Origin of the sequence: Enterococcus haemoperoxidus ATCC BAA-382 (assembly GCF_000407165.1) — a bacterium.
Lineage (GTDB): Bacteria > Bacillota > Bacilli > Lactobacillales > Enterococcaceae > Enterococcus_L > Enterococcus_L haemoperoxidus.
In genome coordinates, this window is sequence record NZ_KE136479.1 from 634127 (window position 1) to 651929 (window position 17803).

The window sequence follows — 17803 nt, forward strand, 5'->3', positions numbered from 1 at the left end:
TCACATTAGCATTGATAAATGTCGTATAATCTTGTCGTTATCTTGATTTTCAAGCTCCTGAATAATATGAAGATATGTTTCCTGAGTTGTTGTCATACTTGAATGTCCTAATCTATTCGCAACACTAGCAATCGAAACACCCGCAAACAATAACAATGAAGCGTGAGTATGTCGTAAACTGTGGATTGTAATGATTGGTATATTTGCACGACTACATAGTATTTTTAAGCGATTGTTAATAGTTGAATTGAATACTCTATTTTTAATAAAAATTGGTTTATTTTGTTCTTTCTTATTTATTAATTGTGAAAATTGCATTGCCAGTTGCCAGTCAATTTGAATTTTTCTATTGGAAGATTCATTTTTTGTTGGTTGAAAAGAACCATTTGACTTTTTATAATTCCAAGTTTTATTAATAATTATTTTTTGTTTGGAAAAATCAAAATCTAATGGTGTCAATGCCAATGCTTCTGAGAAGCGAAGACCTGTTTTAATGACTAATAAGATAAAATAATCCCAATTAATGTCTTCTGTTAAATCCAATTCTTTCAATAAAGCTTGTACTTCAAATTGATTTAGAAATTTTGCTTTTTTAGGTCGAGGTGTTTTTCCTTTGATAACAATTTTTCGTGTAGGATTTTGAGTAATGATACCTTCATCCACAGCATCTAAAATAGCTCCTTTAAGTTGATGATGAAAATCCATAGTAGTTTGTTTCTCATGGGTAAGGGCATAATCATTTAGCAATTGTTGATAACTATAACGATCGAGCTCTTTTAGTTTTAAGTTCGGCACAAGTTCCTGTAATTTTTGTTCTGTTACATAATATTTTTGCAAAGTGATTGAACGAATAGCATCAACTTTATAAAGTTTTACCCAATCTTTAAAATACTCATGAAACATTTGCTCTTTTCTTCTTTTTGTTGTCATAAAAAAACCTCCTAAATAATAAATCGATGAATTAATCATCTTTGTTTATTATCTAAGGAGATAGTTTAAGTGTAAATATGTTATATAAACATATTTTGTAGATATTTTTTTTTTAGCTTTTTTAGTCTATCAAGTTTATTTTGATGAAGTTTGATAGTATCATCAAGTTGTTTGAAAAACAAACCAATTTTTTCTTGTTCCTCATATTTTTTTGGAATCATAATTTCAGTTTTAAAGAAATCTGTCGAAGCGATATTAAGTAACCCGTGGTTACGTGCTCCTTCAGCAGCATATTTTGAAACCTCTTTATACCAATATGTTGTATCGTAGTATTTGGTCAAGAAAGTTGAATCAATATCGATTGGCTTGAATATGATGTAAAGTGTTGATAGGACACCTATTTTATAATTATCAAGACGTTTTACTGCACCCCAAGGATAACCATTAGAATAAGATTTATTGTAGGCAAATTCACCATTTTTAATGAGATAATATCCACTTAAATCACGACTTGCCACATTCTTATTAAAGAACTTATTTTGGTCTATTAAACCATTTTGTGCTGAAATAGTTAAAGGTAACCTTGATTCAAGTTCTTTGTTTTTACGAGTAACTTTTTTTACAACTTCTCCTAACTTACGCTGTTCCCATTCATCTTTGAAATCAGCAAACCTCACTCTAGGAAATTTCTCTCCATTTTCTGGAAACAGTTGCTGCAAAAAACCATTTTTCATCTGGTTCATAGCATCTAACTTACGTTGATGAAGAGCGATAGTGTTGTCTAACTGTTTGAAGAATGTCCCAACTCTCCATTGTTCTTCTATTGCAGGAATATTTACTTTAATACGATAAAAATTTGGATGTTTTAAATCTGGAATTGTAGATGCCCCAGCTCCAATCATTATTTCTTTTTGGACATACTGTGTATTTAACAAATAATATAAAAATAACCTATCAGTTTTTGATGTTTCATAGGAAATCTTAAAAAAATTATTATGGAAAGCTCCAAAGACATTTGTTACAACCTTTCCAGTATTACCAGTACGCGTCATTAAAATATCATCAGTATTTGCAATAACAGATTCTGCAGCATTTTCTATATAGTACTTTAGAGTTGATTTAGGGTTTAAAAACTCATTTGTAATATAAAAAAGTCTGTTTTCCCCCTCTTCTACAAAACGATCAGAAATTGCTATCTGTAGTCCTTGAGAAATTTTTGTGAAATCTTTAAACTTACGCTGTTCCCAAGCGTAAATAATCTTTAGTAAGTAACTGTCTAGAAAATTAAATTTTATCAGTATCTCTTAATATAAAAAATAAGCTCCCATTTCCATTCAGGAATTAACCTTCCTCTCCCCATCCAATTTCCTCACCTTCTCCTCCTCAATATCCATCAACCGCAAAAACTCCTCAAAAAAAGCATGAAACAAATGCCCACAAGCATAATACTCCTTCACAACCTGTTTCTTATTAATCGGCCCTTTCCGAAACTGAAAAAAATGATCCAACACAGCAAGCGGCTCCTCCCAAGACTGCAACCGATCCAACGTATGCTGTAAATCCGTAATATCCTGATAAGGAATCACCTTCAAACTCTGACCTTCTTTTTTCATAACCCATTTCCTCCCTTTTAAAAAATACTCTTAAAACCAGTAACATGAAGCGCTGAACAACAACATCCAACGCCTCATATACATAACTCATCTATCTGCGCATTGACTAGGGCAACTAGTAAACAAACCAGTGATAAAAACGACTTATGGATGATTTTTCTAAGCCCTGCGGATGTTCCAATCACTTTCTTCTCAAAGCAAAACAAAAAACGCTATTGTAGTAATCAGTGAGAAAAAGCTGCTTTGAATCACAAAGAACGTAGTGATTTGATGATGAAAAGTACAAGGACTGTAAAATAGTCGTTGCTCCCTTTGTATCTAATCAAATGTTCAATGTGTCTTATAACTTTTTATCATCCTAACTTAACTACCAATACCGTCATCAATCCCCTAGATAAAGCCCAAACACTCCATAAAATACAAAATCCCGACCAAAAGTTTCCAGACAGACTAGAAAATCCCAGTAAAATTAGGTACAATAAAGAAAGCTAGTGCTTTTGTGCTAGCAATTGGCAACTTGTATAGATAGTTTACGCTCTCTATGCAAGGCTTCATCAACTGATTGCTGTCAGATGATGAAGTGCCTTTTTATTTTGCATCACTACGTTCTATTTTGATCTCATCAATTTCTAAGAGCTAAAGCTCTAAAAATTGAAGGAGCTCGACTAACCAAAGAGAAGAGTGGGTGATGCAAAGTACAAGGTGAACGAAATGAACGCTGTCTGCTTGTCTTATATCTATCATTGATTATTTGCTTTACTTTGAACGAAACCTCCTTTCACTAGATTTGTAGAATAGAAAAAAACGATATAAGGTAATATCACCCAATATCGTTCACAATAGTCCCAAAGAATCATCTACCACTTTTTCAAAGTAACCCAAAAAGAATCCAAGAAACCTATAGAAAAATAGGCAGACTTTAGGTACAATGAAAGAAGCTAGTACATGTTGCTAGCACTATTGGCAACTTGTTTGGGCAGTTTACGCTGTCTTTACAAGGCTTCAAATGCTTGGTTGCTGCCAGGCTTTGAAGTGCCAATTTATTTTTATATTCAGATTTGAACAGTTCATACCAATATGAGCTGTTTTTTATTGCACATCACAGCGATTACTTGTAGAGCTGATGATGCGCAATACTTGGCGACCGAAGAGAGAGAAATGTCCCTCGTTCTATTCTATCCTTTAAGTATATCCGAAAAGAATACGAACACGCAACATAATTTTTCTTACTAAGGGCATTAAATAACACCAAAAATCGCTCTCTTATATATAAGGAAAAATAACAAAAAAATTTTAGAATTTTGTTTTTAATCGTACCAAATATCGTTTATGATAGGAAATTTATTCATTCAAAAAGTCTTTCAGGTATGATATACTTTTCATTGTAGAGAAGTTATGACGGTGGCGACTTCTGAAAGGTGGTGGTGCTTATGGAGATAAGTACTGAAATCTATGGAAGGAGAAAGCCTTTTGTCAGCATTGGATACAATTAAACTGATCCTAAGCTTTGGTATGTTTACTATCGCTTTAATTCGTTTAGTTGTAGAATTGCTTAAAAACGACAAAAAGAAATAACCAGTCATTAACTTTAGTAGGTTAACTGGTTATTTCATAATCATATAAAATACTTGCTACCGTCTTAAACGGCTCTACATAGGAGAGGTATGTTAGCGCATATCTCTCTTATCACTTATAATTATAGCATAAAACAAATTTTTTTGCCATATCCATAGAAATGCTTTCAAAAAGATCAAACAACAGAATTCTTTTGCATGTGACGCTAAAATGTAAAAGTAAAAAATCAGAAAGCAGCCATTTTTAAAATAAGAAGGCTCAGTTTGATGAAAGGAAAATCAAAGCCATGATTGAACGTGAAGAGATAATTGAGTATATAGTTGAAACGTACACGATCTATCCAGAATATATTTTTGAAAAATTCCCTAACTATTGTGTCTTTCGACAAAAACGGAAGAAAAAATGGTTTGGACTGATCATGACGATTCCTAGAAATAAACTTTATGGAGAAGAAGAGATAAAAATAGATGTCATAAATTTAAAAATAAATCCAGAATTAAATGAGATAGTAAGAAATAAAAACGGATACTATCAAGCGTATCATATGAATAAAAAGCATTGGATCACAATAGATCTTTCTGCTGTAGAGAACCTTGATCAAATCGCTGGATTAATCGATGATAGTTTCAAACTAACTTGATGCTCAAAACCGACTGTTCTTAATTTTTTTAAAAGTAACACTATAAAATATAGCAATTTATCAATCAGCAGTATGTGTAAGACTATACTGAGTCCGCTTATATGTTATACTATAGCTACAATAATTCACTAAAATGATATCAGCAAAAAGACGCAAAAGGAGGATTTACAATGAAACACATCAAAAAAGAATTCTTACTTAATTGTACTCCTGAAAAGGCTTGGCAGCTTGTCGTTGATCGTAGCAAATATGAAATATGGGCTGCCGCTTTTCAAGCAGGATCGACCTATTCTGGTGAAATGAAATTGAACGAAACGATTTCATTTGTTGATGAAACAGGGAATGGTTTGGTTTCTAAAGTCGTCGTGTTTGAACCAGAGAAAGAAATCAAGTTCGCATTCTTAGGAGAAGTTACGGATGGTCAGTATGTGGAAGTACCTGAATTTGCCGAGATGCTTGAACACTACCTTTTTGAACCAGTAGGAAATCAAACGAAAATGCTCGTGGATGTTGTCATGGATGATGAATATTATGATATGATGGATGGTCTATGGGATAAGGCAGGAACGGAACTGATAAGATTAAGCAATTAGCGTATGAGAAGAGTTAAATAGATCGTTTTAATAAAAAAAGTAAGAGAATAATCGGGAAAGTTGATTATTCTCTTATTTTTTTCAATTTAAGAGTACACAAAGAGCATTCAAACCTGTAAAATCAAAGTAAGGTGTCATAAATAGCCTAATAAAAATCTTCATTTTTTTACTAAGAAAGGATGGTATCAATATGAAAAAGAACATTTACCTAGCCAGTTTTTCACTAGTTTTACTAGCCGGTTTTGCAACATATACTATCTATACAAAGACGAGCGACACTCAAAATAGCGAGGAAACGAAACGCACAAATCAAGTAATAGCGAAAGAAACGCTTGAAGCATCTAAGAAAAAATCAAACGAAAGAAAAGTAGACACATTTTCAATTGATCTGAAAAATGCGGATGCTAAAAAGATATATGAAACCTTTAAAGATTCAAACGTAGATGATATTATCACTCTTTTAGAAATGGATCATGATGATTCAGATAGAATTTTAGTGTCTCCAGATGGGACGATACTAACCGGGCAAATTGGAGATGAAAATGGTAGGAAAGTTGATTCTAATACGGATAAAAATAGTATAACAGTCAAAGAGCTTAAAGACTTGGTTCTGTTACACAAAGAAGAAATCGATGAATTAGCCGCTCAAAATAGTCCGCAAGAATAATTAAGTTAAGCAGTCACAGGTTTCATTTTCTGTTAACGTTTTAATTGGATGGTGTTACAGCTATGAAAAGAAAAAATATACACAAACAATTACTTACTTGCTTACTTTATATCCTGATCCCCTTATTATTAGGATCATTAGCAAGTATCTGGATCAACTTATCACTTTTCTCGATTACAGCCATTCTTTATGGCATCATGCTTGTTTTTATGATTCCATCAGATGTTTTTTTCAGCAGTACGTTAGATTACAATATAAAATCTGTTAACCCAAGTTATAAACATGAAAAACCAGATTTTGTCGGTGGGACTAAGCAGCAGTTGCTCTATTTTGTTGTGGTCACGCTTGGATTAGTGGTTTGTTTGTTGCTTGTTTTGCTTGACTAATTTTGATAAAAAAAACTCGAAAGAAGGCAAAATAATGATTGAAATCAAAAAAATAACCCTAAATGATCTAGTAGCGTTGAAAGCATTAAGTATCAAAACATTTACAGATACCTTTGCGAAAGACAATACGCCAGAAGATTTAAAAGAGTATCTTGACCAAGCATATACAGAAGAAAAATTAGCAAATGAGCTTCAAAATCAAGATTCAGAGTTCTATTTTATTTATTCAGAGGATCAACTTGCTGGATATTTAAAAATCAATGTAAATGAGGCTCAAACTGAAACCATTGAGGAAGATGCTTTAGAAATTGAACGGATTTATATCGATTCCAATTTTAAGAGATTGGGACTTGGGAAAATGCTTTATCATAAAGCCATAGAACGAGCGAAAGAGTTGAACAAGACTTCTATTTGGTTAGGTGTTTGGGAGAAAAACTTTTCTGCTATGAAATTCTATCATAAGATGGGATTTACTCAGGTAGGCCAGCATTCTTTTTATATGGGAGAAGATGAGCAGATTGATTTGATTATGAAGATGGAGCTGGTGTGAGCATTTGACTATTTACTCAAACCGTGTTGCTTCATCTGTTTTAACAAGGAGAGACCAAACAAGAAGTTTATGTGAATAACATTTAAAAATAACCATCAAAAACGGTAAGTTTCCGTTTTGATGGTTATTTTTAATTAAATCTTTAGAGATAGTACTGTATTCTGGTGACATCAATATGAGGTGCTGGAAGGAATGCTATCGAGATCAATTTTTCTACTAGATAAACCAGAATCATTTACTGGAAAATCAAATCGAAGTTGAAAATATTGATCATGAGAATTAAGTTTAAAAGACGTATTCTTATATTTTCTTAGTATTTTTTTGACTCGACGCAACTCAGATTTTTTCACATTTTGTTTCTCATCATTTAGATGTTTGAATAAATTTTTCGCACTACTATCTGTTGTATTGTTATTTAATGTGATATGGATTTGATTTTGCTCTTTTTTTATAATCAGAAGAATATTTTCGTGAACGTTCAAAGCATATGAAAGTGAAGTCGATAAACACTGAATAAAATCAGCAGGTTGTATAGAAATATCTGTTTCATGAATTGGAGTAGAGATTGACAACTTAAGCGTGATTCCCTTACGTTTAGCAAGATCAAGAAATTGAATCAATAGCCCTTGAATTGCTGGAATTTCTATATGAGACAATTGTTCATAAGGTGAATCTTCTAAAAGTGGTTGTGAATAATTGACTATTGAGGAAATAAAATCCAATGCTTCTTCTGCTTCCCCATTTTGAATATAGCTGTTGAGACTCAATAGAATATTCCGATAATCATGTCGAAACTCGTCAGATAAGGTGATTTTTTCTATTTCTTGATTAAATTGTCGAGAAAGAATATTCTTCTCTAACATCTGTTGATAATATTGGCTATAGATATAGGCAGTCAAATGAACAGTCACGCTTAAAATCAATAGTACGACTGTAATATAAAAAAACGACTCTGTAAAATGCCCATTAACAATAATTCTTCTAACAATTCCTAAAATAATCAAAAAAATGACCCCTATAATCGATTGGATTTTATATTTTTTGTGAATTCGAGAAATAGAATCGAAAATCAAAAATCGTTTATCAAAGTAATTAAAGCCCTGAATAAACAGAAAAAGTAGCAATTGTTGCAAGAGCATTGATACATTTGTGTACGTTTGAAATTGTTGTAAACTGATAGAATCGGTTTCAAATAATAGTTTTAAAAAATCATAGCTAAACAACCAAGAGAGAATTAAAAACGAATTATTTAAAAATAAAAATAAAGTCATTAAAATCCAACTATTTAAATGGCGGAGTACAAAAATAGGCTGAAGTACAAAATAAGTTAGTAGAAACAGATCACTATTTCCTATCTGAAAAATAGTTGAAATGAATTCAACTATTAGAATCAAGGTAAGGATAACAGTTTGTTTTTTACTAGTGTACTTTTTATAACCTAAAAACCAAGTTAGTTGTAAAAAGCCAAGAGTGAAAAAAATATAATAATACATTTGTGTTTCCATTTACATGATTCACCTCAATTCATCCACGGTATAAAAGTTCTCAAGAATTTTTATACTGTAGGATTTTTTAGTTTAGGTATAGAAAATACGATAATAAAAAAACTATCTTTCTTTGAAATTCTATAAGTTGCTTTTTTATAAGAAGCAACGATTTTGGAAAAAATATATAATCCTTTTCCTTGATGGTTCTCTTTGGTAGAAAAATTATTCTGGAAGAAATCTTGTAAGGCGATTTCTGGGTTCTCAACATAAGTATTTTTAACTGTGATCGTTATATAGTTTGGGTCACCTTCAATTTCAATAGAAATCGACTTTTCTTGGCTGACGAGAGTTGCATCGTAGGCATTATCCAAAAGAATCGAAAAGCAACGAATAAAATCAACAAGATTCATCGCACTAGAACTGAGCTCCTGAGAGACTTGAAGCGACAAATCAATCGAAGCAGTATCACATTTTTTAATAAAATTAGTTAAAAGACCTTGAATAGATGGCGTATTGACAAGAGCAATTTTTCTATAAAGATTTGGCGTAAGAAAGGAATCTGAATAATCAATAATGCTGTTAAGTTGTTGAGAAGCATGATCCAAATCATTGACCTCTAAATCAGCTGTTAGATTCGTTAGTAGTTCTTTATAGGTATCTTTAAATTTTGTTGCTAGTTCGATCTTTTGTTTTTCTTGTGTATACATTTCAGCTAAGAGTATAGAGTACTGTTTTTCTTTGTAGTATTTGGTAAGTAAAAAAATATTCCAAGAGAAAAAAATATTAAATCCAATGACAATAAACGTACTATAAAAGTAAGCAACGGAATAGCCTTTAAAAACGCCTAATTGTTGCAATCCGATGGAAAGAAATAAGCAAAAAAGAATAGCAATTGACAGACCACGATTTTTTTTAGGAAGAAGTGCTAAAGAATTTAATAAAGCTAATCTTTTCAAAATATAACGTGTAATGAAAAATAATAGTGCTAATAAAAGTTGTTGCGCGATGACGAGAAAAAAAAGATTGGTCGTGTAAGTCTTAAGAGAAACAACACTTTTGAGTAGAAGTATATTCCATAAGTCAACTGTTGGTAGCCAAGAAATTAAGATGAGGGCATCTTCAAAAACTAATAATAAGGAGGAAATCAACCAATCATTTAATTTTCTCGTTACGAAAACAAATTGTGCGAGGAAGAAAAATAGTAGGAGCAATGTAAAATATGTATTATCCAACCAAATACTAGTAATCCCCTGAACGACTAATAAGGAGGTTAAAATAAGTGACTCTTTAAGGGATAAAAATTGTTTATAAGCAATTATCCAAACGGCTTGAATATAATTAAGCGATAGTAAAAACACGAAATAAACATTATCAATCATCGCTATATACCCGCAACGCTTTTTTCACCTTGTCAATGCTCTTGGCACCAATTGAAAGTAACTGCTGCCCATCAAATAAAATCTGCTCATTTTTTCTATCAATCGAAATGATATTTTCAAGATTAATGATATAAGATTGCAAAGAAGTCATCATGTACTCTTGCTGTAACTGCTTCTTGATTTTTCCGATTTTCGCTTCAATGATTGTTTCCTCCGTTAAGGTTTTAACTAAAACCCGTCCATTAAATCCTTTCAGTGATTGAATATAACAAATATCACGGGCATTAAAAAACAATGTTTCAGAACCGCTAGAGAATTCAACTTTATCTTGTTTAAAACGCCAAAAATTTTTAGAAGTTAATTGACTTTTTTTTATCATTTCAATAATTATTTGTTTTGTCTCTGAAGGATTTTTAAAATTTTTAATAAGATATCCTAAAGGAAAGATATTATTATTTAATACACTGATGGCTTGATCTTCTAAACTAGTCAAAAAAATGATAGAACATTTGGCATTATATTTGCGAATTTCTAATGCTAAATCAATTCCTGTATAGGTAGTCATTAAATCAATATCTAAGAAAAAAACATCATTATCATTGATCGTTAACTTAGGAATTTCCTCCATAAACGTTAAATGATTAGAAAGTGTGGAAATTTTTAAATCAAAAAAAATATGTTTACATTCATTTAAATAATGAATAATTTGTTTTCTTTGTTGATTATCGTCTTCAATAACATATATATTCATTTATTTCTCCTTAATAATTTTATTTATGAATGATAGTAACACTAATTTTTTTAAAAATAAAGATAAAAATTTTATGTAGTTAGGAATTTTAAACGCTTACATGTCATTTTGTTCTAATCTGAAAAAGAATAAACTATATTCAGTGAGATAAAAAACAAATTTTTTTTGAATAAAAAAGTGAATTTGGAGGACAAAGATGGTTAAATTAGGTTTTATCACATTGAATGGTGAAAAAGAAGAATGGTTTCACCAATTACAATCTTATTCTGATATTGAAACGAGTCGACAAGAGGAGGTTACTAAAAATAGTGAGTGTGACGCCTACTTTATTATTGGAGGAGATACACAGCTTGCCGATATATGTAATGTTTATATGAAAATTCTAGAATATAATTCTTGTCCAGTCTGGATATATAAGGAAGAATGTAACGAAAATGATCGACTATTATTATATAACATAGGCGCTATCAGCGTTTTCAGTGAAGAGATGTATCAAGAGGAAATAGTAAAAGCAATACATAATGGATTGGTATTATTGCAGAATATCAGAGGGAATAAGAACAAAGAAAAGAACCAAAAAAACAATGAAAAAAACTTTAAGCTGATCAATGAAAATCTCTGTGTACTTCTTGATAACAAAACACCAATTTATTTGACAAAAAAAGAATATAAAACACTCTCGATTTTATACGCAGCTTCTCCAAAAGCAGTTTCATATAAAGAATTGTATGAACAGATATGGGGATTACCTTATGACGAGAAAAACTATCGAATAGCGAATATCATTTTTCACTTACGATTGAAATTAGAAAAAGATGTAAGCTCTCCAAAAATAGTCAAAACAGTTAGATCTAATGGGTATTTATTTAATGATAATTATAAATAGCCTGAAAAAAATAGATAAATTAAATGAGTATATAAATGAAATGGAAGGTAAACAATGTGACTAAATTAAGTATTGACTATTTTAAAAAGTATAAACTGTATTATGTAGCTGGAGTAACTGTAATCATTGCCTGGTTTGTGTATTTAGTGTTTTTTTGGAACTTTTATCATGAAATGTATTTTTGGGTGGATAAGGATGTACGTTATGTCGTTCAACTAATTTTTATCTCAAGTTTCTATTTAACAGAAATTATGATAGTTACCACCTGTTACTTTTTATTATTATTGTCCAGTTTATTCTTACTATTTTTCTTCTTTTTCAAAAATATAAAGGAAGTTAGTTTTGGAAAAAGTACTTTAGTGACAATGATTTGTTTTGGAATCGTTCCGCTATGTTGTTCTATTTCATTACTTGTGACACTTTGTTGGCCGTATTTCTTGGCAATGTTGATTGCTTCCTTTGCAATCGTCTATATTACATATGCCATTACCAAGTACTTATATGAGGATAATCAGGAACGTTATACAGATAAGGAATGTATAAAAGAAGCGGGACCCTTTTCTCAACGAGAAGAGGCTGAAACGTATTCAAACGAATTTATTTCGTATTGGATGCCATATTTCAAAAAGCAATCATTTACATTAGTAAGTGAAATCAAACATAAAGATAAAGGATATCTAGTTGAAATCTATACATCAGAGCATCAAAACGAATTCAATTCATTTAGTTAGGAGAATTTTTTTGAAAAAGAGAATTTATCATGCACTCATTTTAGTAAGTTGTGCATTTATGAGCCTAGTGTCAACGAGAGAAGTGTTTGCAGAAGACGAGAACAATTTAGGATATGTGGTGACACCACTCCAACCGACTACCCAAATTGACGTAGGAAAAAGTTATTTTTATATAAAAACAGCTCCAGGCGAAACCCAAACATTACAAATGCGTATTGCAAGTACAAAAAAGGAAGAAGTTCATCTGAAAATTTATGGTGTTAACGCGATGACCTCAAATAGTGGCACGATTGAGTATACAGAAGATTTAGCCAATAAAGATGAATCGTTGAAAGAACCTCTATCTAGTTTAATAAAAGTAGAGACACCAGAAATTACCGTGGGTAACTTCGAAGAAAAAACAGTTAAAGTTCAAGTAGCAGCACCAAAGGAACACTATGAAGGAGTGAAAATGGGTGCGCTTGTCGTAGAGCTAGTGCCAGATAAAAAGAAACAAAAAGGAATCTCGACAAAATACAATTACAAAATAGGTTTAATGACAGCGGAAAACGGTGACGAATTTACCAATGGGAAAACGTTAAAACTAAATGGAGCCAAAGCATCCATTCTTCATGGAAAGAAAATGGTGCTAGCTAGTCTACAAAACCCAGAGCCAAAGGTCATCGACAATTTAAATATTGTCGCAACAATGATAGAAAAAGAGTCTGGTAAGGTTATCAAAGAAAAAACGGTTCAAAATTATAAATTAGCGCCTAATAGTCACTTTGATTTTGAATTGGATTGGGGCATCACTGATTTACCTTCAGGAACCTATACCTTAAAGATGGATGCAAAAAATTATGACGAAGAGTGGCATTTGTCGAATGATTTTAAAATCACAAATGAAGAAGCGCAAGAAATCAATGCATCTAGTGTTTTTAAAATCAAAACCCCTACTTGGTTAAAGGTAGTCAGTATTGTAATGGCAATGTTGAGTGTAGTCTTAATGGGTACTCTTTTCTATAGAAGAAAAAAATGGGAGAAGGCTTGGAAACGATTGAGAATCGCCAAGAAAAAGAAGAAGAAAGGAAAAAATAAAAAGTAGGGAGGGAGAACAATGAAAAAGTTTTTACACGTGTTTGCTTTGGTGTCGATTTTCTTTATCCTTCCGATACATACGGTGTTAGCCGTGGAAAATGAAGAATCCAATGGTCTCGTTATACAGATCGAACCAGCTGATAAACCAACGGATAAAGGAATAATAGGAAAACCAATGCCTAAGGTTCCGAATACGAGTGGGCCCAAAAATGGTTCTTTACCTCATTTAGGTCAAATGATTACATCGTTTATTCTCTTACTATCGGGCATCGCTTGTTTGATCGTATTTTGTGGCGTACTTAGTTTTAAAAAAATTTATTATAGTGTATAGGAGTAGAAAATGATTGATTATTTATGGATGTATATATTAGGAGCGATTTCTTTTGTAACGCTAGTGTATTTTTTAATGTCGTTTTCAAGAGATGTCTTTTTAATGAGAAGACTAAAGTTGAGTAAATCAAATTTAGTGATTAATTTTAGCTTATTACTTCTTACTTTGAGCAGTTTGATTTTGATTATTTATTTATTCGTCTTATTAAAAGAACAAATTAAATTACTAGGTTAACAAAAACGATGAACGATTTACAACAATAACTGTTGCTAACCTGTCTATAATCAAAGAAAGGTGATAAACAAATGAAAAAAGGGTTATTAGCAACATTACTAGTATCAGCGGGGGTTTTATCTTTAGCAACAGTTCCAACAAATGCACATGCGGCTGATATTGTTAAAGCAGATGAAACGGATTTACAAATTACCATCGATCCAGATGGCGGAAGCAAGCCTGGGGAAAATCCTTTACAAGATAGCTTAGCTGTAGCATTTATTCCAAGTAATATGGATTTTGGTACTAATGCGAATACTGGTAAGGGTGCAGGTGCGGTTCAAGTATTTAAAGATAAAGGAACTAAAAAATCATATTTGGTAGTAAGTGATGATAGAGCTGCTGCTGAAGGAACTAAATTAGCAAAATGGAGAGCAGTTGCAAAACTTAGCGATTTTGCTGTTGATGGTAGCACAGAAGAAGCAGACAAATTAGCAAATGCACAACTAGAATTTAATACTGGTGCCGTACAAGATTATACTCTTACAAAAGATGAAGAGGGGAATATTACTAAAGCACCAGATCCATCTACAGATGGTGTATTGACAGCTCACACTGGTACTGATATTACAGCTGTACCTGTAAAAGCTACTGCTGGTGGTTCTGCAGTTCCTGTTCTAATAAAAGCGCAAGAAAATGATACTAAAGGTGCTTATGCGACTGAAATTACAGACAGACAATTACGTGTAGCTTTACCTCAAAGCCAAGCTGGTAAAACATTCACTGCACAACTTACATGGAGTTTAGAAGATACATTTTAGTCAATTTAAATAAAAAAACAATAAAATAATGTGAAGAGATTATAGATGGATTAGTTAACAGTTATTGTTGTAAATCGTTCATATTCAAAGATAGAGTTTCTATGACTGTTAATTTGGGATTATAGAGACTTTATCTTTTCGTTTTAGCTCATATAAAGGAAGTAGTACATGAAACATGGGTTCGTTTATCTAGTTCTACTGGTTTATTCGATCATAAGTTACGGTGAAGAAGGAAATGTCGCTACCTTAAGAGATTTCTCTTATAAAGTCAATTTTCCAAAAAATCATCGGAGAAAAAGCTAGGGTATTAGGATCTACTTATACAACCTAGGAAAAACAAAATAATTCAATTGAAATTAAATAATTTATCTACTTATAAAATGACATTATTCTTAAAATTTAATAGTGCTAAAACTAATGAGAGTAGTGTGATTGAACATAGTCTGAATATTTTTATCAAAGATCCTTCTTTAGCGTATGATTTATCTAGTAATGTGACTGGTACAGATAAGGTAGAACTTGAATCCAAGAATAATAAGGTAGTGACGTTAACCATTCGTCCTCCAATTGAAGTATAAGTAGGTGAAATTCAAATAAAACCTAGAAATGCGTGGTATATCAAATTCTTTTCTCCTCTTTTTGCTAATAGTAGTACCAGTCATCGTTGTTAGTATCGCTGTTTTATTATTTCTTTGGTACAAAAGATGTAAAAACCTCAAAAAAGAGTCGGAAATCGTAGAAAAAATGATTCAAAATAAATGTTTAAATAATGATAAAAGCAAATCAGGATTAATTGTTAAAGGAGCGTTAAAAAATGAAAAAGAGACTTATCCAAGAAAAAAATGTAAATTGTTATTGGAATGTTATTTTGCCAGTTCTCATGTTAACTCTATTCATTTTACTACAAGCTGTGCCAGCATCAGCTGCGAAAGTAATTTCTGATGATTTATATGTAGCCTATCCGAAAGTAAATGAAACTTTTGCTATTGATATCAGTCAAGATGAAAAGTCTCCAAACTACGAATCACTCATTACTTACGCAGCTCACGGTAAAGGAAATCAACTGTTAGGCTACGAATATAGACCAGAAAAAGATGGATATGTCATCTATGAAGGAAATAATGTTCAGAAAATTATAGGAAGCACAAAGGACAATACTGCAAAAATAACGACATTTACCGTGCCTATTAATAGTTATACTGAATTTAGTGATGACTATATTTGGGATATTATTCAGGCTGAAGGAACATATTATAAGATCAAAAATAGAAAAACAGGTACGTACCTTACTGCGAGTAAACCAAGCAATAATGCGTTGATGACACTGACATCAGATAATGGAGAGGACAGTCAAAAATTCAATTTGAAAACGATGAATGGTGTATATAAAATTCGTTCAGTAGCTTCTTATAGCTATAAATATTTATGGGATGTGTCAGGTGAGCCTGGAGTAGGCAAAGAAGTGGCGAGTTATCCTGAAAAAGGTACTAAGTCTGGTCAAGTGTGGATGATTTTATTTAAGCCTAGTGATAATGCCTATGTTATTTCAAGCTACGACCAAAAGGATTTAATAATGACACAAGAGACAGCAAGTAGTTCTCCAAAGCTAAAAAAAAATGAAGCTTCTTTTGAAACACCTTTAGGATTGAAAAGCGTATTTGATTTTCAACTAATAGGAAGCACGCCAGAGGGTCAAAGTAAAGTTCGAATCAAAAATAGTAATTTCAGTGGCTACTATATAAAAGACTATACTGTGACTGGAGGGATAAGTAAACTTTCATTATATTCTTTAATGCCAAATGATGGCAATCAACAATGGATTCTAGATAAAGTCAAAGACATACCAAAACCAGAAATTAAAAATTTAAAGATAACAAGTGCTAATCCGCATTCAGACTCATTTTTTTACGTTGGAGAAGAACTAACGGTAACAGGAGATTTTCAAGGATCTGGTTATAGTACGTACAATCTATACTCAGTATTTAACACGGATGAACCTGTATTAAACCAAGAAGGAATAAAAGTAGATACATCAGGCGCTTCTACTTTTTCAAGTAAAATAGATACGAGTCAGTATAAAGAGGGAACATTTTATATTGAAGTCTATGCAAGAGCAGATTCAATGTTCCAATCAAATAGGGTGAATGATAAGTACAAATTAGTCTATCCGACACCAAGTGGTGAGGCAGTTCCGCAAACAATCAAAAAAGGAACACCTATCAGTACATTAAAACCTTCAGATTTTGTCAAAAATCTACATGACGAAATGGGAAATCCAATTACGGCAACAAAAATTGAAGGAATCAATACCAATGTGTTTGGACCGCAAGAGGCTAAAGTAACTATTGAGAACCAATATAAAACCGAAATAATTACAGTACCTGTTTCAGTTGTAGGAGTAGATCGAACGGTTACGGTTAAATTTCAAAAAGGAGAAAATTCACCCGTTCAACTGCATGCTGATACAAGTTTTAAAAGAAAAATCGGTGAAAAAATCAATTTATTAGACGATCCCGAAATTGCTTCAATTGTAAATCAAATTGAACATGTTGATGGAGAAAAAAGAGACTATTCTTTGAGTAACCGAACGGAAATAGAAAATTATGTGGTGAAAGATCAAGTTTCTCAAGAAATTATTGTCAAGTTTGCTGGAAATCTAACCATTGACTCTATCCCTAACACCTTTCGATTTAAAGGGAGGTATCTTGGAAAAGAACGATTGCAAATCATACCATTAGTTACTACAGCCGATACTATTTTAGCGGTTCACGACAGCAGAGCAGAGGGGCAAGGCAATTTTTCAGTAAAAGCGAAACTAGAAAAAGATATTTTCAACGTATTAGATCCCAATTACACAATAAAAGATGGCTACATTAAATTTGCCAATCATTTGAAAATCAACTCGAAGGATTTTTCGTCGTTAGCAGAATCAAATGGAACAAAAGATCCTAAGCAATATCTATATAATTTTACATTAGGCGAAATAACAAATCCTGATAATAACATCAAACTTGTCATTCCAAAAGACTCAATGGATAAAGTCGGAAACTACACCGGAACGATCCTTTGGGAAATTGAAAATGGACCCTAAAAAGATGTAGACCTTTTAAAAATGATGCTGCTGCCTATTCAATCATAAGGAGCATCATCATTTTTAAAGTAGTTTTGACTAT

19 protein-coding genes are annotated in these 17803 nt (G+C 31.9%); 13 read left to right on the top strand and 6 right to left on the bottom strand.

Going from position 1 to position 17803, the window contains the following annotated elements:
• The 3 genes from I583_RS03050 to I583_RS03060 form a co-directional block, all read right to left on the bottom strand.
• Nucleotides 1–930, bottom strand: coding sequence for a site-specific integrase (locus I583_RS03050; protein ID WP_010763088.1), 930 nt, complete (start codon nucleotides 928–930; stop codon nucleotides 1–3).
• 80 nt (nucleotides 931–1010) lie between these two features.
• Complete coding sequence (locus tag I583_RS16265) at nucleotides 1011–2231, bottom strand: restriction endonuclease subunit S (RefSeq protein ID WP_341853148.1); 1221 nt, start codon at nucleotides 2229–2231, stop codon at nucleotides 1011–1013.
• A 33-nt stretch (nucleotides 2232–2264) separates the two neighbouring features.
• A complete protein-coding gene (locus tag I583_RS03060; RefSeq protein WP_010763090.1) occupies nucleotides 2265–2543 on the bottom strand; it encodes a hypothetical protein in 279 nt (92 codons plus the stop codon).
• Between the two features lie 1452 nt (nucleotides 2544–3995).
• Between I583_RS03060 and I583_RS16405 the strand changes: the two genes are divergently transcribed.
• The 6 genes from I583_RS16405 to I583_RS03085 all read left to right on the top strand — a co-directional run bounded on the left by I583_RS16405 (nucleotide 3996) and on the right by I583_RS03085 (nucleotide 6954).
• The gene (locus tag I583_RS16405; RefSeq protein WP_069646809.1) at nucleotides 3996–4118 is read left to right on the top strand and encodes a putative holin-like toxin; all 123 of its coding nucleotides are present in this window, start codon (nucleotides 3996–3998) and stop codon (nucleotides 4116–4118) included.
• A gap of 286 nt (nucleotides 4119–4404) precedes the next feature.
• Nucleotides 4405–4758 (top strand): MmcQ/YjbR family DNA-binding protein, encoded by a 354-nt coding sequence (locus I583_RS03065; RefSeq protein ID WP_010763091.1) that lies wholly within the window; start codon nucleotides 4405–4407, stop codon nucleotides 4756–4758.
• 170 nt (nucleotides 4759–4928) lie between these two features.
• A complete protein-coding gene (locus I583_RS03070; RefSeq protein ID WP_010763092.1) occupies nucleotides 4929–5351 on the top strand; it encodes an SRPBCC family protein in 423 nt (140 codons plus the stop codon).
• A 190-nt stretch (nucleotides 5352–5541) separates the two neighbouring features.
• Nucleotides 5542–6018, top strand: coding sequence for a hypothetical protein (locus tag I583_RS03075; protein ID WP_010763093.1), 477 nt, complete (start codon nucleotides 5542–5544; stop codon nucleotides 6016–6018).
• 62 nt (nucleotides 6019–6080) lie between these two features.
• Entirely contained in the window at nucleotides 6081–6404 is a 324-nt protein-coding gene (locus tag I583_RS03080) for a hypothetical protein (protein WP_051094838.1), read from the top strand.
• Between the two features lie 34 nt (nucleotides 6405–6438).
• Complete coding sequence (locus tag I583_RS03085; protein ID WP_010763094.1) at nucleotides 6439–6954, top strand: GNAT family N-acetyltransferase; 516 nt, start codon at nucleotides 6439–6441, stop codon at nucleotides 6952–6954.
• A gap of 170 nt (nucleotides 6955–7124) precedes the next feature.
• Here I583_RS03085 and I583_RS03090 read toward each other — a convergent pair whose 3' ends face one another.
• The 3 genes from I583_RS03090 to I583_RS03100 are packed head-to-tail and all read right to left on the bottom strand — an operon-like array spanning nucleotide 7125 to nucleotide 10571.
• Entirely contained in the window at nucleotides 7125–8459 is a 1335-nt protein-coding gene (locus tag I583_RS03090) for a hypothetical protein (RefSeq protein ID WP_010763096.1), read from the bottom strand.
• A 50-nt stretch (nucleotides 8460–8509) separates the two neighbouring features.
• A complete protein-coding gene (locus I583_RS03095; protein WP_010763097.1) occupies nucleotides 8510–9820 on the bottom strand; it encodes a GHKL domain-containing protein in 1311 nt (436 codons plus the stop codon).
• On the bottom strand, nucleotides 9813–10571 hold the full coding sequence (locus I583_RS03100; RefSeq protein WP_010763098.1) for a LytR/AlgR family response regulator transcription factor: 759 nt from the start codon (nucleotides 10569–10571) through the stop codon (nucleotides 9813–9815). Before I583_RS03100 ends, I583_RS03095 begins: the two co-directional genes overlap by 8 nt.
• A 196-nt stretch (nucleotides 10572–10767) precedes the next feature.
• Between I583_RS03100 and I583_RS16270 the strand changes: the two genes are divergently transcribed.
• From I583_RS16270 to I583_RS03140, 7 genes are all read left to right on the top strand, one after another.
• The gene (locus I583_RS16270; RefSeq protein ID WP_010763099.1) at nucleotides 10768–11457 is read left to right on the top strand and encodes a winged helix-turn-helix domain-containing protein; all 690 of its coding nucleotides are present in this window, start codon (nucleotides 10768–10770) and stop codon (nucleotides 11455–11457) included.
• 56 nt (nucleotides 11458–11513) lie between these two features.
• Nucleotides 11514–12188 carry a hypothetical protein gene (locus tag I583_RS03110; protein ID WP_143139981.1) on the top strand — a complete coding sequence of 225 codons (675 nt, stop codon included), beginning with the start codon at nucleotides 11514–11516 and terminating at the stop codon, nucleotides 12186–12188.
• Nucleotides 12189–12198: 10 nt separating this feature from the next.
• On the top strand, nucleotides 12199–13272 hold the full coding sequence (locus I583_RS03115; protein WP_010763101.1) for a WxLIP family cell surface protein: 1074 nt from the start codon (nucleotides 12199–12201) through the stop codon (nucleotides 13270–13272).
• 12 nt (nucleotides 13273–13284) lie between these two features.
• Nucleotides 13285–13596 (top strand): hypothetical protein, encoded by a 312-nt coding sequence (locus tag I583_RS03120; protein ID WP_010763102.1) that lies wholly within the window; start codon nucleotides 13285–13287, stop codon nucleotides 13594–13596.
• Between the two features lie 305 nt (nucleotides 13597–13901).
• Complete coding sequence (locus I583_RS03130) at nucleotides 13902–14630, top strand: WxL domain-containing protein (protein WP_010763104.1); 729 nt, start codon at nucleotides 13902–13904, stop codon at nucleotides 14628–14630.
• A gap of 320 nt (nucleotides 14631–14950) precedes the next feature.
• Complete coding sequence (locus I583_RS03135) at nucleotides 14951–15208, top strand: WxL protein peptidoglycan domain-containing protein (RefSeq protein ID WP_081631825.1); 258 nt, start codon at nucleotides 14951–14953, stop codon at nucleotides 15206–15208.
• 236 nt (nucleotides 15209–15444) lie between these two features.
• A complete protein-coding gene (locus I583_RS03140) occupies nucleotides 15445–17721 on the top strand; it encodes an RICIN domain-containing protein (protein ID WP_010763106.1) in 2277 nt (758 codons plus the stop codon).
• Nucleotides 17722–17803: the final 82 nt, after the last annotated feature.

Coding starts and splice junctions, on each gene's coding strand:
- I583_RS03050 (WP_010763088.1), bottom strand. CDS start 930: ATGACAACAAAAAGAAGAAAAGAGCAAATGTTTCATGAGTATTTTAAA.
- I583_RS03060 (WP_010763090.1), bottom strand. CDS start 2,543: ATGAAAAAAGAAGGTCAGAGTTTGAAGGTGATTCCTTATCAGGATATT.
- I583_RS16405 (WP_069646809.1), top strand. CDS start 3,996: ATGGAAGGAGAAAGCCTTTTGTCAGCATTGGATACAATTAAACTGATC.
- I583_RS03065 (WP_010763091.1), top strand. CDS start 4,405: ATGATTGAACGTGAAGAGATAATTGAGTATATAGTTGAAACGTACACG.
- I583_RS03070 (WP_010763092.1), top strand. CDS start 4,929: ATGAAACACATCAAAAAAGAATTCTTACTTAATTGTACTCCTGAAAAG.
- I583_RS03075 (WP_010763093.1), top strand. CDS start 5,542: ATGAAAAAGAACATTTACCTAGCCAGTTTTTCACTAGTTTTACTAGCC.
- I583_RS03080 (WP_051094838.1), top strand. CDS start 6,081: ATGAAAAGAAAAAATATACACAAACAATTACTTACTTGCTTACTTTAT.
- I583_RS03085 (WP_010763094.1), top strand. CDS start 6,439: ATGATTGAAATCAAAAAAATAACCCTAAATGATCTAGTAGCGTTGAAA.
- I583_RS03090 (WP_010763096.1), bottom strand. CDS start 8,459: ATGGAAACACAAATGTATTATTATATTTTTTTCACTCTTGGCTTTTTA.
- I583_RS03095 (WP_010763097.1), bottom strand. CDS start 9,820: ATGATTGATAATGTTTATTTCGTGTTTTTACTATCGCTTAATTATATT.
- I583_RS03100 (WP_010763098.1), bottom strand. CDS start 10,571: ATGAATATATATGTTATTGAAGACGATAATCAACAAAGAAAACAAATT.
- I583_RS16270 (WP_010763099.1), top strand. CDS start 10,768: ATGGTTAAATTAGGTTTTATCACATTGAATGGTGAAAAAGAAGAATGG.
- I583_RS03120 (WP_010763102.1), top strand. CDS start 13,285: ATGAAAAAGTTTTTACACGTGTTTGCTTTGGTGTCGATTTTCTTTATC.
- I583_RS03130 (WP_010763104.1), top strand. CDS start 13,902: ATGAAAAAAGGGTTATTAGCAACATTACTAGTATCAGCGGGGGTTTTA.
- I583_RS03140 (WP_010763106.1), top strand. CDS start 15,445: ATGAAAAAGAGACTTATCCAAGAAAAAAATGTAAATTGTTATTGGAAT.